A 14,410-nucleotide genomic window follows, 5' to 3' on the forward strand; every position below is an offset into this window, starting at 1 on the left:
TTTATTTGAAATATTTTGATAAAAATACGCTTTTTTATTAAATTAATAATGAATTTCAGTTTTGTTGATTTTTCATGAAATTTTGATCGTGCTCAGATTTCGATTCGTTTAGATTTTTCACCAATTCGTTAGGAACGACAATGGATAAAACATAATGTTGAATTTTCCACTGCCCATCTTTCAAAACCAAAACGCCAGAACCACGACAAATCCCCATATGGTCAGAATTGAGCAATTCATCAAACCAAGCAAAATTCTGAGCAGAACTTATATAAACATGACGCTCTACAGGTGAAAATGTCCACGCTTTTCCTTTGTTGAAATATGGTTTTGAAAAAGATTTAAATTCTTCAAAAGACCAATTTTCAGACGCATCTGTGCCTATGAAATGAGAATCTTCGGTCATCAACCCAAAATAATTTTCAAAATTAGCTTCAGAAGCAGCTTCATGCCAAGCGTCGATGACTTGGTTAATTTGTGAATTCTCTTCCTGTGCTTGACTTGCACTTGCAAAGCCAAGAATCAATAAAATCTGAAAAAATAACTTCATATTTTAAATTTTAAACAATTTCAATTAGGTGTTTCATTTAAACTTTTACCAATTCAATAATAGAATTAATATCTGTTTTTTGTGAAACGAATTTAAGTAAATTTGTAAACTAAATTTCAATTATGTCAACAGAGAAAAAACCTTTGAATTTTATAGAGCAAATCATCGAAGAAGATCTGAAAAACGATTATAAAATCAGCGATTTAAAGTTTCGTTTTCCTCCAGAACCCAATGGTTTTCTTCACATAGGACACGCCTCTTCAATTTGTCTCAATTTCGGTTTAGGTGAAAAATACAAAGCGCCAGTAAACCTGAGATTCGACGATACCAACCCGATTAAAGAGGAAACTGTTTATGTAGACTCTATTAAAAAAGATGTGGCTTGGCTTGGTTTCAAATGGGCTGAAGAATGTTATGCTTCAGATTATTTTGAACAGTTATACAATTGGTCGGTAGATTTGATTAAAACTGGCGATGCTTATGTTGACAGCCAGACCTCTGAAGCCATTGCTGAACAAAAAGGTACGCCAACAAAACCTGGCACTGCCAGTCCATATAGATCGCGCTCTGTTGAAGAGAATTTATCGCTTTTTGAAGACATGAAAAATGGAGATACTGCTGAAAAAGCTCACGTTTTACGAGCTAAAATCGACATGTCTTCACCAAATATGATTATGCGTGATCCTGTAATGTATCGTTGTTTACACAAAGCGCATCACCGCACAGGAAACGATTGGAAAATTTACCCAATGTACGATTGGGCACATGGTGAATCTGATTTTATAGAATCGATTTCTCATTCATTTTGTACTTTGGAGTTTTTGCCTCATCGTGAATTGTATAATTGGTTTGTAGAGCGTGTTGGCAAACCCGAAGATTTGAAACCAAAACAACGTGAATTTGCACGTAGAAATCTGAGTCATACTGTAGTGAGTAAAAGAAAACTTGCCCAACTCGTAGAAAAAAATATCGTGTCGTCATGGGACGATCCTAGAATGCCAACCATTTCTGGATTGCGTCGTCGTGGATACACGCCGGAATCTATAAGAAATTTTGCCGATAGTATTGGAATTGGCAAACGTGAAAATATGATAGACGTGGCGCATTTGGAATTTTGTGTTAGAGACGATCTGAATAAAAAAGCGCCACGTGTAATGGGCGTTTTAGATCCTCTAAAACTCGTTATTACCAATTATCCAGAAGACCAAACTGAATGGTTAGAAGCAGAAAATAATCCTGAAGATGAATCTGCTGGTTCAAGAGAAATGCCGTTTTCCAAAGAACTTTACATCGAAAAAGAAGATTTCAGAGAAGAAGCCAATCGTAAGTTTTTCCGATTGAAACTTGGTAAAGAGGTCCGTTTGAAAAACGCCTACATCATCAAAGCTGAAGATGTGGTGAAAGATGAAGATGGAAATATTCTAGAAGTTCACTGCACTTACGATCCTGAAAGTAAAAGCGGAAGCGGCACAGAAGCTTCTAAACGAAAAGTGAAAGGCACATTGCATTGGGTTTCTATTCCTGAAGCAGTAGAAGCTGAAGTTAGATTGTACGATCGTTTGTTTAGCGTAGAAGATCCAACCGCAGACAAAGACAAAGATTTCATCGATTTTATCAATCCTGAATCTTTAGAAGTTACCAAAGCTTATGTAGAACCAAGTTTGAAAAGCGCAAAACCAGAAGACAAAGTTCAGTTTCAGCGCATTGGTTATTTTTGTGTAGATCAAGATTCTACTTCAGACCACTTGGTTTTCAACAGAACTGTGACATTACGCGACAATTGGAAAAAGTAATTTTTTCAAATAAATTCTAATTTCAATATTTTGTGGAAATTGCATTTTTAGTCTTTCTGAAAATGCAATTTTCACATTTATTTAGAATGTATTGAAAACTTATTTTTTCTCAAAAATGTTTTCTTTGACAAGCTAATTTGCTTTTTATGCTCAAAATCGCTTTTCATCCCATCTACAAACATCCTTTGCCAGAAGGACATCGTTTTCCGATGGAAAAATATGACTTACTTCCAAAACAATTGTTATACGAAGGTACTTGTGTGGAAGATAATTTTTTCCAGCCACAAATTCCTGAAGATGAATTTATTCTGAAAGCGCATGACAAATCTTACGTTGAAGCACTTTACAATTTAAAAATTGAACCAAGGGTTGCCAGAAAAATAGGCTTTCCACTTTCCGAGGAATTGGTGGAACGGGAACGAATTATTGCCGATGGCACTTTGAAAGCCTGCGATTTTGCTTTAGAATATGGCATTGCTATGAATATTGCAGGCGGAACACATCACGCCTACTCCAATCGAGGCGAAGCTTTTTGCATGCTTAATGACCAAGCGATTGGTGCACATTATGTGTTGTCCAAAAGAGGATTCAACAAAATTCTAATTGTAGATTTAGATGTTCATCAGGGCAATGGTACGGCCGAAATTTTTCAAAACGATGATCGTGTGTTTACATTTTCTATGCATGGCAAAAGTAATTACCCATTCAAAAAGGAAATTTCAGATTTGGACATTCCACTTCCAGATTCTTGTAAAGACGATGAATTTCTTTCTGAATTGGAACAAAATTTACCGAAACTAATTGATAAAGTGAAACCAGATTTTATTTTCTACTTATCTGGTGTAGACATTTTAGAAACGGATAAATTAGGAAAATTAGCATGCACGGTAAAAGGCTGCAAACAAAGAGATGAGTTTGTATTTGAAACATGCCAGAAACATCAAATTCCTGTAGAAGTAAGCATGGGAGGCGGTTATTCAAAAGACATCAAAACCATTATAGATGCTCATGCCAATACTTATAGAGTTGCACAATATATGTTTTTCTGAATTAGCGTTTCCAACTTACACCCTTCAGCATTAAAGCTGTTCTTAAAACATCTTTTTGACTCACAATACCAATAATAATTCCATCTTCAACTACTGGAAATCGGCGGCGTTTTGAACTCAAAAACGAATTGGCAGCATCAAATAAATTGACATCAGGAGAAATTACTTCAACATTTTTCGACATGTATTTAGAGACGCTTGTATCTTCCATTGGCATGTTATAATATCGACTTTCTGAGATATGTTTAATGCAATCGCCTTCAGAAATAATACCGATGACTTGTTTTTGCCTGTTAACCACTGGCCCACCAGAAACACGATATTTAATGAGTGCATCCACAACTTCCAAGATATTTTGATCTTCGGTGAATAAAATCATATTTTTTGACATACAATCTCTGACCGTTATTTTCTCTGCTTTTACGTTTGCTTCACCAACATGCTTGCCTTGAAAACTTTTAATACCCATAATGTTTTAATTTGACATTAAAGTAATAAAAATATTCAACATAAATCAACATTTTGTTAATGAAATTACATTTATCATATTTTAAAAACGAATAGTTTATAAAGTCATGAAATTTTATTTCAAGTGAAATATAACATTATAAGAATTTGTCACACTTTTAAGCTTAGTTTTCAGGATTCAGAAGTATGAACAATTAAATTTGCACAAAATTTTACTCTAAGCATGGCCAAGCGAAAAAAAAATGATTCAGATTTACCTAAAACAAAGCTTACCAAAAGCAACCTTAAAAAGTCCCTGAGACTATTTAAATACATTGGTCCACACAAGTGGAAATTAATTTTAGGTATGTTTTTTCTTGGTTTAACTGGTGTTACAGCCTTGTTATTTCCAAAACTCATGGGCGATTTGATTCAAACTGCAGATTTTTCTACAGAAGATATCAACAGAATGGGATTGTTGCTTTTGGCATTGTTTACCGCCCAAGCCATTTTTTCTTTTTTCAGAGTTGTACTTTTTGTTAATGTAACAGAAAATATGCTGGAAGCCATTAGAAATGATACTTACAACAACTTGATTAAAATGCCGATGCAGTTTTTTTCATCTCGGCGTGTTAATGAATTGAACAGTAGAGTTGCAGCAGATATTACGCAAATCCAAGATACATTTACCACTGGAATTGCAGAATTTTTAAGACAAATTATAATCGTTTTTGGTGGCATTACCGCCTTATTTTTTACTTCAGTGAAATTATCTTTGTTGATGATTGCTACCATTCCAGTTTTTGCGATTGTGGCTGTATTTTTTGGGAGATACATCAAAAAATTATCCAAACAAGCGCAAGACCAAGTGGCAGAATCCAATACGATTGTCGGAGAAAGCTTACAAGGAATTGCTAATGTGAAAGCTTTTACTAACGAAATTTTTGAAATACTGAGGTATAATTCTGCTGTTGAAAAAATTAAAAAAATCGCTATTAAAGGCGGTTTGGCTCGTGGTGCGTTTTCATCTTTTATCATTTTTTGCATTTTTGGAGCTATCGTGCTTTTGGTTTGGTACGCCGTTAAGTTGCAAAATGTTGGTGAACTTACTCAAGCAGAATTAATTACATTCATTTTGTACACCATTTTTGTAGGGGCTTCCATTGGTGGTTTACCGATTCAATATGCGCAAATTCAAAAAGCAATTGGTGCCACCGAACGTGTTTTCGATTTGATCGATGAAACGCCCGAAGATGTACAAACCAAAAGCAATCAAAATCAACTTCAAGGAAACCTTGAGTTTAAAAACCTAGAATTCTCCTATCCATCTCGACCAGAATCGAAAGTTTTGAAACAAATCAGTCTGAAAGCCAATCAAGGCGAAACCTTAGCTATTGTTGGTCCAAGTGGTGCTGGAAAGTCTACCATGGCTGCTTTAATTCTAAGATTTTACGATCCGCAAAAAGGCCAAATAAAGTTTGATGGCATACCGGCTTCAGAATTTAGTTTGCATGAATTGAGAAATCAGATGGCAATCGTTCCGCAAGATATTTTGCTTTTTGGTGGAACAATTAAAGAAAATATAGCTTACGGAAATCCAGATGCTTCGGAAGATGAAATTTTTGAAGCCGCAAAAAAAGCCAACGCACACGATTTCATTATGTCTTTTCCCGAAGCTTACGATACAATGGTTGGTGAGCGTGGTGTTCAACTTTCAGGCGGGCAAAGACAACGCGTTGCTATTGCCAGAGCTGTACTCAAAAATCCTGTAATTTTAATATTAGATGAAGCCACGAGTTCTTTGGATTCTGAATCTGAAAAACTGGTGCAAGATGCTTTGGATAAACTTATGAAAAACCGCACTTCATTTGTCATAGCACATCGCTTATCTACAATTAAAAATGCAGATCAAATTTTAGTTTTAGAACATGGTGAAATTTTAGAAACCGGAACGCATCAGGATTTGGTTCAAAAAGAAGGTGGCTTATATCAAAAGCTAATTCAACTTCAGATGGAAATGGGTTAGGATAATTTAAGCATCAAATTTTATTGAATAGTGAAGTGTTCAAAATATTTTCAGTTAAAAGTGAAAAGATATGGATAATGCCTCGTTTTGATTTAATAATTTAGTAGATTAAATTTTAACCTAAACTTTATGACAACATCAACTACTTCATTTCCAAAAGATAAAATGAAAATCGTTCTTTTAGAAAGCATCAGCCAATCAGCTATAAATGCTTTTAAGGATGCAGGTTATACGCAAATCGAAGAATATTCTGGTGCGCTTTCTGGAGAAAAGCTAGAACGCGTTTTGAAGGATGCAAAAGTAGTTTGTATAAGATCTAAAACTCAACTGACAAAAGAAGTTATTGATAAAGCAAAAAAGCTAGTGGCAATTGGTTGTTTTTGTATTGGCACAAATCAAGTAGATCTTGAAGCAGCGAATAAAGCTGGTGTTTGTGTGTTTAATGCGCCATTCAGTAACACAAGATCTGTGGCAGAATTGGTTATAGCTTCTGCAATAATGTTGATAAGAAAAATTCCTGACAAGAACAAAGCAGCTCACGCCGGTGAATGGGAGAAAGATTCTACAAATGCTCATGAAATTCGTGGCAAACGCTTGGGAATAGTAGGTTATGGACATATTGGCTCTCAGGTTTCCATATTAGCAGAAGCTATTGGCTTGCGTGTTTTTTATTATGACACAGAAAACAAACTTCCACTTGGAAATGCTGAAGAAGTAAGCAGTCTCAAGGCTTTGATAGAAAGTTGTGACATCATTTCAATTCATGTTCCTGGCACAAAACAAACTAAAAATTTATTTGATAAAGAAGTCTTGGGTTGGTTTCAAAATGAACAAATACTGATCAATATGAGTCGTGGAGATGTCATCGATATTGACAATTTAAAACGAACTTTAGAGGAAAAAAGAATTAGTGGTGCAGCATTGGATGTTTTTCCTGAAGAACCTAAAAGCAAAGCTGAAAAATTCACTTCACCATTACAAAATCTTTCTAATGTAATTTTAACGCCACATATTGGTGGTTCTACGGAAGAAGCCCAATGGAATATAGGTTTGGATGTTTCTGCAAAATTGATAAAATATATTGAAAATGGTGCCAGCATTGGTAGCCATTCTATACCAGAATTATCCTTGCCTAAGATGGAAGAAACGCATAGAATTTTACATATTCATAAAAACGTTTCAGGTGTACTTTCCGAGATTAATTCTAAAATCTCAAAATTAAACGTCAATATTTTAGGTCAATATTTAAGCACAAATTTTGAAGTAGGATATGTAGTGTTGGATATTTCCAAAAATGACTCATTAGATGCTTTAAAGGAATTGAAAAGTATACAACACACTATAAAAGCTAGAATTTTGTATTGATTCATATATATTTTTGAAATCAGGTTCATATAGATTTGGTTTTTAGATGAAAACATAAATGTTTATTCTGAAAATGTAGTCACAAAATTTTATCTAGTTTTCAGCCAACCAGTAATACTCAAGCGGTCTCCAAATATTACTGGTTTCACTTCGTGTTCCAAAATTTGACTTTCAAAAATCACCAAACGACCTGGAATAGGATTGATGACAATTTCAGCATTATCTTTTGGGTAAATCACCAATTCACCACCATTTTTCAATGACCAATTATCGTCGTTGAGGTAACAGACCATAGATAATTTTCTACGATCATCATTTTGAAAAGTATCCAGATGTTTTTTATAAAATTTGCCTTTAGGGTACACAGCGTAATGAAATTCTCTATGTAAAATTCCTAAGAAACAAGTTCGATTCAGGTATTCTATAAATTGATTAATATATTGGAAGAATTTAATCTCAGTATCATCAGCATTTTTTTCATCAATCCAGCGTATAAAATCACCGCGAATCTCTTCTATGATTGCTTCGTTGACCCGGTTACCAATTGCCGCTTTTTTCAAATCCTCATTTTGATATTTAAAATTCAGTTTTTCTCTTAATTCTAAAATCAAACTTGAAGGGAAAAAGTGGTCAACTATACTGAATTTTTGAGATACCAAATCACTGATAATCTGCTCGTATAATGGGTTTTCCGTAGTAGGAATAGCATCGGTTAATAAGTTTGCGCTCATTAATTATTTCAAATAATTGTGCTGCAAAATTACACCAAAAAAGATTTACTTATTCTCGATTAAAACAAATTTTGAAATTCAAATTATAATCGATTTCTTGTTTGAATAGAATCTTCTTGTTGAATAAAAACCTCGTTAATTTGAATGTTGAAATTATTAAAATCAAGTTTTAATTTGGTGCCCAATTCTTTAAGTTGATCAGGATTTGGTTTATTGCGCTTTGCATTTTCTTCCAATAATCTGGCATGCGTATAAAGTGTTCTAATTCTGGCTTGCAACGCATTAGTGTTTATTTTTTTTGGTACGGTTTGTTGCAAAGAGTCAGTAACTTTCAGAATCGTTTCAGAATTATTAACCAAATCTTGTAAACTGTAATTGTCCATACGTTCTATTTCAGAATTTAGGGCAATGTAACTCATCCATTCTCGTGTCACTTCTTCAGAGGCTTTGCTTAAAGAAGTGACAGAAATTGTATCAGTTTGCAATGTTTCTTCCAGATTCTTTGATTGTTCACTCTGACCAGTATTTTCTTGGTTATAATTTTCAGAAGAATCGCTTTTGCAGGCTAAAATAGTAAATATTAACAGGCCTGAAAAGAATAGTTTTTGTATAAAATTTAAAGCGTAATTGTGCATAGTTTCTAAAAAACTCATGATATTAATTAAAAAATACGATTAAAAAATCAAATGTCCAGCCAATGTCTAAAATCAATTTCTTTTTGAATAATTGATTTCAATTCAGTGATTTTCACACGTTTTTGCTCCATCGTATCTCGACGTCTTATAGTTACACTATGGTCTTCTTTAGTATCGTGGTCTACTGTAATACAAAATGGAGTTCCAGCTGCGTCTTGTCTACGGTATCGTCTACCGACAGCGTCTTTTTCATCATAAATAACATTGAAATCCCATTTCAAGTCATCCATAATTTCTTGAGCGATTTCTGGTAAACCGTCTCTTTTCAACAATGGGAAAATAGCGGCTTTAACTGGCGCTAGAATCGATGGAATTTTCAAAACTGTTCTAGAGCTGCCGTCTTCCAAAGTTTCTTCTTTCAAGGCGCTAGAAAAGACAGCCAGGAACATTCTATCCAAACCAATAGAAGTTTCTATAACGTAAGGTACGTAGCTTTTTTCCATTTCAGGATCATAAAACTGAAGTTTTTTGCCCGATAAGTTTTCATGTGCTTTCAAGTCAAAATCTGTTCTGGAATGTATGCCTTCTAATTCCTTGAAACCAAAAGGAAAATTGAACTCAATATCTGTGGCAGCATTGGCATAATGCGCCATTTTTTCGTGATCGTGAAAACGATAATTTTCTTCGCCCAAGCCTAATGATTGATGCCATTTTGTTCGCACTTCTTTCCAGTGTTCAAACCATTTTAGTTCGTCTCCTGGTCTAACAAAATATTGCATTTCCATTTGCTCGAATTCGCGTTGGCGGAAAATAAACTGTCGAGCTACGATTTCATTTCTGAAAGCTTTTCCAATTTGGGCGATGCCAAATGGAATTTTCATCCGACCAGTTTTTTGAACATTAGCAAAATTCACAAAAATACCTTGTGCGGTTTCAGGCCTTAGGTATAAATCTGAAGCAGAATCTGCAGAAGCGCCAAGCTTAGTTCCAAACATTAAGTTGAATTGCTTTACATTTGTCCAGTCTCTGGATCCACTTACTGGACATGCAATTTCTAACTCTTCAATTAAAGCTTTGACATCGTCTAAATCTTCTTCTGTAAGAGATTTTGCTAGGCGTCCCAAGATTTCTTTAGACTGAGCTCTGTATTTCACCACACGAGGATGAGTGCTAACAAATTCAGCTTCATCAAATTTATCTCCAAAGCGTTTTTTTGCTTTAGCAATTTCTTTTTGTGCTTTTTGCTCTATTTTTTCAACATAATCTTCAACCAAAACATCGGCGCGATATCGTTTTTTAGAATCCTTATTATCTATCATTGGATCGTTGAATGCATCCACATGTCCAGATGCTTTCCAAGTTTTTGGATGCATCAAAATTGCGGCGTCTAGACCAACAATTTCTTCGTGCATTTGCACCATGCTCCGCCACCAATAGTTTTTGATGTTATTTTTCAGTTCTACACCATTCTGACCGTAATCATAAACGGCACTCAGACCGTCATAAATTTCACTGGAAGAAAAAATATACCCGTACTCTTTTGCGTGGGCTATTACTTGTTTGAATTTGTCTTGTTCTTTTGCCATTCAGCAAAAATAAAAAAACCATGTTTATAAGCTTCATTAGTTTAAAAATTATTAAGACACTTACCTCTAAATATTATTTCAAATAATGGTCGTTTGAAAGAAAATATTTTTTAAATTTACAATAACCAATCTTTAGAAAACATGATCCAGGATTTCAAAAATCTCTTGTTTCCTAGACTTTGTGCATGTTGTGACGAAAATTTGATGAAGTTTGAAGACGTAATTTGCACATTTTGTAGAAACGAATTACCGCTTTGTCAAAATTATTTTGACGGTGATCACGAATTGCATAAAATTTTATACGGGCGTGTCAGGCTTCATCAAGCAGCAAGTTTGTTTTATTTTGAAAAGAAAAACAATGTTCAACAGCTGATCCATGATTTGAAGTACAGAAAAAATCGTGCTATAAGTGCTTTTCTTGGCCAATGGATTGGAGAAATACTCTTTCAGGCAGGTTGGCAAAATCAAATAGATATTGTAATTCCTGTCCCTTTGCATAAAAGGCGACTTCGTACACGCGGTTTCAATCAAGTGGAAGGTTTTGGTAAAGCCATTGCTGCAAAACTTTCTGCAAAATACGAAGACAAAGTTTTACTCAGAAAATCTACAACCAAAACACAAGTTTTCAAAAGTAGATTTGCAAGAACAGATGTGGTACAAGGAAATTTCTATTCCAAAAATATTGAAAGCCTTAATCATAAACATATCTTGTTAGTTGATGATTTAGCAACTACTGGTTCTACTTTAGAAGCTTGCTGGATGGCTTTAAATTCCGCTAAAAATATTAAACTGAATATTGCAACCATGGCAATAAGCAAGTGACAGGTTATTTATTTTATTGTTTCTTTGCATTCAAAACACGATTTAAAATGAAATCTGGATTTTTATTAAGACTGTTCTTGTATACAATTTTGGTTAGTTCGGTATTTGCTTGCGCGAAACGTGGCAGACCAGACGGCGGTCCCAAAGATTTAGAACCGCCAAAATTTGTTAATTCTGACCCAGAAAATTACAGCATAAATTTTGAGCAAGAAGAAATTACCATAAATTTCAATGAATTCATTAAATTGCAGGATGCACAACAACAAATTTTCTTTTCTCCTCCAATAGAACCTCGACCGGAAATTTCCCCTATGGGTTTGCCAAGTAAAAACATAAATATTAAAATTCCTATAGATTCTTTGGCCGATAATACAACTTACACAATAAATTTTGGCAAAAGTATAGAAGACAATACCGAGGGCAACCAACTGCCTTATTTCAAATACGTTTTTTCCACTGGTGATTACGTAGATTCCTTGAATGTTGAAGGCAATATTTTTGATGCTTACAACCGTCAACCTGACGAAAATATGTCCGTATTGCTATACAAAATGGATTCAACTTATACAGATTCTATAGTTTATAAAGAAAAGCCGTTTTACGTTGGTTTTGTAAGAGATTCCACGACTTTATTTAATGTGGAAAACATCAAAGCTGGAACTTATAAAATGATTGCGCTTTCAGACAAAAACAACAACTACAAATACGATCCTAAACAAGATAAAATTGGTTTTGTTGAGCAGCCTGTTGAAGTTCCTTCCAACAAATTATTCGATATTTTGGTGTTTGAAGAAATCCTAGATTTTGAAGCTAATCGTCCCAAACAAATTTCGAGACTTCACTTTGAATTCGGTTACGAAGGGCTTTTGGAAGATTACGACATAGAATTGCTTTCTGAAGCACCAGAGGATTTCAAATTTAAATACTTCAAAGATAGAGATAAAGACACGATTCATTATTGGTACAAGCCGTATTTGGAGAATGACAGCTTACTTTTCGCATTCAGAAATAAGGATAAAATCGACACCGTAGAAATTCGTCCAAAAATGATTGAAGAGGATTCGCTACGGATTTCTGAAGTGAAACCAAAACGCAATCTTTTTGTTGAAAATTTCAAGGTTGAAGCCAATACACCAATTTTAAATTTCAATAAAGAAATGATACAATTGATGGACAAAGATTCAACCCTTATGGATTTTGAAGTGAATTTAGATACTTTGAAAAATCAGTTGGTATTTCAATTTGAAAAAGAAGAATCCCAAACCTACAATTTAGAATTTTTTCCAGGTGCAGTAATCGATTTTTTTAATACTGAAAACGATACATTAAAGTTTTCACCTAAAACCAAAGCCTATTCAGATTTTGGAAATTATATAATCAAAATCACTAATATTGAAGAATTTCCTGTGATTGTAGAATTAGTGAACGAACAAAATGAAGCGATTGCCTCTGTTTATGAAACCGAAAAAAGCAGTTTTGAATTTAAACACATCAAGCCAGGTGATTATTTTATTCGGTTAATTTACGATCAGAATAAAAACGGAAAATGGGACACTGGAGATTTCCTGAAAGGCATCAAACCAGAACCTGTTTTATACGAAGCCAAACCGATTACAGTACGTGCCAATTGGGATGAACAATTGACAATTACTCTATTTTAAATTGATCCCGATCTTTCAAAAACCCAAACTTTTCTCTGGATTTTTGTAACTTAGGATAATCTAAAGTTAAAGTTTCCACAGCTTCTTCTTCAGGCGGATGTTGGCTGATTTTTTCACCTAAAAAATCATAAACTGCTGAATGTCCAACATAAGGGAAATCTTTTCCATCTTTGCCAATTCTATTGACGCCTATAGTATAACTCATGTTTTCAATAGCGCGTGCTTTCAGCAAAATATCCCAAGCTCTAACACGTTTTTCTGGCCAATTGGCAACATAAATTAATAAATCGTAATCTTCTAAATTTCTAGACCAAGCTGGAAAACGTAAGTCATAGCAAATCATAGGACAGATTTTCCAACCTTTGTAGTTTATGGTTATTTTTTCTTTTCCAGAGGTGTAAATTCTTTCTTCTTTGGCAAGTGAAAACAAGTGTTTTTTATCATAAACATCATATTTCCCATCAGGTTTCACGAAAAGTAGACGATTAAAAAAATGTTGATCAACTTTTGCCATAATGCTACCTGTTATTGCTGTTTGATAATTTTTAGCAATTTTTTTCATCCATTCAAAAGTCGGTTGAGGAGATTCAGCAATTTCTTCTGCATTCATGGAAAAACCTGTAGTAAACATTTCTGGCAAGACAATGAGATCGGTGTTTTTACCGTACTTTTCAATTAGTTTTTCAAATTTATTGCGGTTATCTTGAGGCGATTCCCAAAATAATTCAGTTTGAAAATAAGTAACTTTAAGTGTGTCTGACATAATTAGTAGGTTTTAGTCATGTTTTCATCAACTACTATGATGAAATTTCCTAGATTTTGATTTTCTTCATTTAGGATTTCAACTTCTTTTTGTTCTGCAGCCGCAATCGTTAGAATCTTGATTTTTGGACTGTATTGTTTTAAATACCAATAAATTCCTTCAAAAATATTGGAATGATAACTGCCATTGAAATGCACAAAAACTTCATTTGGCGAATAATTTTTCAGTATAAAATGTGCCATCGTCGCATCTTTTAAAGCCTGAGCTTTGACGATGTCGTCTCCACCATGTCCATTCATCATTTCCAACATATTTTGGTAAGATTCCAGCTTAATATTAAACGGAATTGGCAAAGGTGCCACCCATTTTTTTTCTTCAGAAGTCAAAGAGTCTAAAGCTTTAAAACCTCCGTTTTTATATACTTTTGAAGCAAAAGGACGTGGTACATTAGTAGCAATAAAGTCTATTTCATTTGTTTTTGCAAAATCCACTAATGGTTTATAATCGGTATTATAATTCTGCCATGCTCTGGATTTTTCTTTGAATTCTTTTTCTGAAATGCTATCGTTTAAATAAAGATTCAGCACCTGTTGCGAGTCGGCTTCAAACATTTCTGCGCCCAAAGTTAGATTGACTTGTTGTGATTTTAATTCTTCAGTAATTTCAAGTTGTAACCAATGAATAATGGGATTATTATGAAATTCGCCAAATAAAACCACATCGGTTTGACTTAAGCTGTCTACCATTTTTTCATATGAAATCGGTGTTCCAGATTGGTCAAAAAGTTGATATGATTTTTTGTGCTGCGCCACTAATTTCGCAGAAGAAATTAAAATCAAAAACACTAAACCAAGTTTGAATTTTTTTACCATGATTATTTTCTTTAAAGTTAAGAAGAATTCAAATGAAATTAAATACTTTGTTTTTTGATTTAAAAAATACTACCAAAAAAAAACAGCCGCTGACGGCTGTTTTTAAAATA

Annotated in this window: 13 protein-coding genes; 6 read left to right on the forward strand and 7 right to left on the reverse strand. The window is 34.0% G+C overall.

Annotated features, from left to right (window positions below):
- Positions 1 to 55 precede the first annotated feature (55 nt).
- Positions 56 to 550, reverse strand: a complete 495-nt coding sequence (locus tag EIG86_RS09845; protein ID WP_127846002.1) for a nuclear transport factor 2 family protein — start codon at positions 548 to 550, stop codon at positions 56 to 58.
- Positions 551 to 672: 122 nt separating this feature from the next.
- On the opposite strand from EIG86_RS09845, the gene EIG86_RS09850 reads away from it, so the two are divergent.
- Positions 673 to 2,343, forward strand: a complete 1,671-nt coding sequence (locus tag EIG86_RS09850) for a glutamine--tRNA ligase/YqeY domain fusion protein (protein ID WP_127846003.1) — start codon at positions 673 to 675, stop codon at positions 2,341 to 2,343.
- Positions 2,344 to 2,489: 146 nt separating this feature from the next.
- A complete protein-coding gene (locus tag EIG86_RS09855) occupies positions 2,490 to 3,392 on the forward strand; it encodes a histone deacetylase family protein (protein WP_127846004.1) in 903 nt (300 codons plus the stop codon).
- A 1-nt stretch (position 3,393) separates the two neighbouring features.
- On the opposite strand, the gene EIG86_RS09860 is transcribed toward EIG86_RS09855, so the two are convergent.
- Positions 3,394 to 3,861: a CBS domain-containing protein gene (locus tag EIG86_RS09860; RefSeq protein WP_127846005.1), complete on the reverse strand. Its 468-nt coding sequence runs from the start codon at positions 3,859 to 3,861 to the stop codon at positions 3,394 to 3,396.
- A 222-nt stretch (positions 3,862 to 4,083) separates the two neighbouring features.
- On the opposite strand from EIG86_RS09860, the gene EIG86_RS09865 reads away from it, so the two are divergent.
- A complete protein-coding gene (locus EIG86_RS09865; RefSeq protein ID WP_127846006.1) occupies positions 4,084 to 5,865 on the forward strand; it encodes an ABC transporter ATP-binding protein in 1,782 nt (593 codons plus the stop codon).
- Positions 5,866 to 5,994: 129 nt separating this feature from the next.
- A complete protein-coding gene (gene serA, locus EIG86_RS09870) occupies positions 5,995 to 7,230 on the forward strand; it encodes a phosphoglycerate dehydrogenase (protein ID WP_127846007.1) in 1,236 nt (411 codons plus the stop codon).
- Between the two features lie 89 nt (positions 7,231 to 7,319).
- Here serA and EIG86_RS09875 read toward each other — a convergent pair whose 3' ends face one another.
- From EIG86_RS09875 to EIG86_RS09885, 3 genes are all read right to left on the reverse strand, one after another.
- Positions 7,320 to 7,961, reverse strand: coding sequence for a 2OG-Fe(II) oxygenase (locus EIG86_RS09875; protein ID WP_127846008.1), 642 nt, complete (start codon positions 7,959 to 7,961; stop codon positions 7,320 to 7,322).
- Between the two features lie 83 nt (positions 7,962 to 8,044).
- Positions 8,045 to 8,614 (reverse strand): hypothetical protein, encoded by a 570-nt coding sequence (locus EIG86_RS09880; RefSeq protein WP_127846009.1) that lies wholly within the window; start codon positions 8,612 to 8,614, stop codon positions 8,045 to 8,047.
- 29 nt (positions 8,615 to 8,643) lie between these two features.
- Complete coding sequence (locus EIG86_RS09885; RefSeq protein WP_127846010.1) at positions 8,644 to 10,182, reverse strand: glycine--tRNA ligase; 1,539 nt, start codon at positions 10,180 to 10,182, stop codon at positions 8,644 to 8,646.
- 141 nt (positions 10,183 to 10,323) lie between these two features.
- Between EIG86_RS09885 and EIG86_RS09890 the strand changes: the two genes are divergently transcribed.
- Together EIG86_RS09890 and EIG86_RS09895 are read left to right on the forward strand one after the other, a co-directional pair.
- Entirely contained in the window at positions 10,324 to 11,004 is a 681-nt protein-coding gene (locus tag EIG86_RS09890) for a ComF family protein (RefSeq protein WP_127846011.1), read from the forward strand.
- Between the two features lie 47 nt (positions 11,005 to 11,051).
- Complete coding sequence (locus tag EIG86_RS09895) at positions 11,052 to 12,665, forward strand: Ig-like domain-containing protein (protein ID WP_127846012.1); 1,614 nt, start codon at positions 11,052 to 11,054, stop codon at positions 12,663 to 12,665.
- On the opposite strand, the gene EIG86_RS09900 is transcribed toward EIG86_RS09895, so the two are convergent.
- Positions 12,652 to 13,428, reverse strand: a complete 777-nt coding sequence (locus tag EIG86_RS09900; protein WP_127846013.1) for an amidohydrolase — start codon at positions 13,426 to 13,428, stop codon at positions 12,652 to 12,654. The genes EIG86_RS09895 and EIG86_RS09900 overlap by 14 nt on opposite strands.
- Before the next feature lie 2 nt (positions 13,429 to 13,430).
- On the reverse strand, positions 13,431 to 14,300 hold the full coding sequence (locus tag EIG86_RS09905) for a ChaN family lipoprotein (protein WP_127846014.1): 870 nt from the start codon (positions 14,298 to 14,300) through the stop codon (positions 13,431 to 13,433).
- Between the last annotated feature and the right edge of the window lie 110 nt (positions 14,301 to 14,410).

It is taken from the genome of Psychroflexus aestuariivivens, from assembly GCF_004010055.1.
Classification (GTDB): domain Bacteria; phylum Bacteroidota; class Bacteroidia; order Flavobacteriales; family Flavobacteriaceae; genus Psychroflexus; species Psychroflexus aestuariivivens.

Bases quoted from the DNA above. Each gene is read 5' to 3' on its own strand.
- EIG86_RS09905 (WP_127846014.1), bottom strand. From the start codon at position 14,300: ATGGTAAAAAAATTCAAACTTGGTTTAGTGTTTTTGATTTTAATTTCT.
- EIG86_RS09890 (WP_127846011.1), top strand. From the start codon at position 10,324: ATGATCCAGGATTTCAAAAATCTCTTGTTTCCTAGACTTTGTGCATGT.
- EIG86_RS09850 (WP_127846003.1), top strand. From the start codon at position 673: ATGTCAACAGAGAAAAAACCTTTGAATTTTATAGAGCAAATCATCGAA.
- EIG86_RS09900 (WP_127846013.1), bottom strand. From the start codon at position 13,428: ATGTCAGACACACTTAAAGTTACTTATTTTCAAACTGAATTATTTTGG.
- EIG86_RS09860 (WP_127846005.1), bottom strand. From the start codon at position 3,861: ATGGGTATTAAAAGTTTTCAAGGCAAGCATGTTGGTGAAGCAAACGTA.
- EIG86_RS09875 (WP_127846008.1), bottom strand. From the start codon at position 7,961: ATGAGCGCAAACTTATTAACCGATGCTATTCCTACTACGGAAAACCCA.
- serA (WP_127846007.1), top strand. From the start codon at position 5,995: ATGACAACATCAACTACTTCATTTCCAAAAGATAAAATGAAAATCGTT.
- EIG86_RS09885 (WP_127846010.1), bottom strand. From the start codon at position 10,182: ATGGCAAAAGAACAAGACAAATTCAAACAAGTAATAGCCCACGCAAAA.
- EIG86_RS09845 (WP_127846002.1), bottom strand. From the start codon at position 550: ATGAAGTTATTTTTTCAGATTTTATTGATTCTTGGCTTTGCAAGTGCA.
- EIG86_RS09865 (WP_127846006.1), top strand. From the start codon at position 4,084: ATGGCCAAGCGAAAAAAAAATGATTCAGATTTACCTAAAACAAAGCTT.
- EIG86_RS09855 (WP_127846004.1), top strand. From the start codon at position 2,490: ATGCTCAAAATCGCTTTTCATCCCATCTACAAACATCCTTTGCCAGAA.
- EIG86_RS09880 (WP_127846009.1), bottom strand. From the start codon at position 8,614: ATGAGTTTTTTAGAAACTATGCACAATTACGCTTTAAATTTTATACAA.
- EIG86_RS09895 (WP_127846012.1), top strand. From the start codon at position 11,052: ATGAAATCTGGATTTTTATTAAGACTGTTCTTGTATACAATTTTGGTT.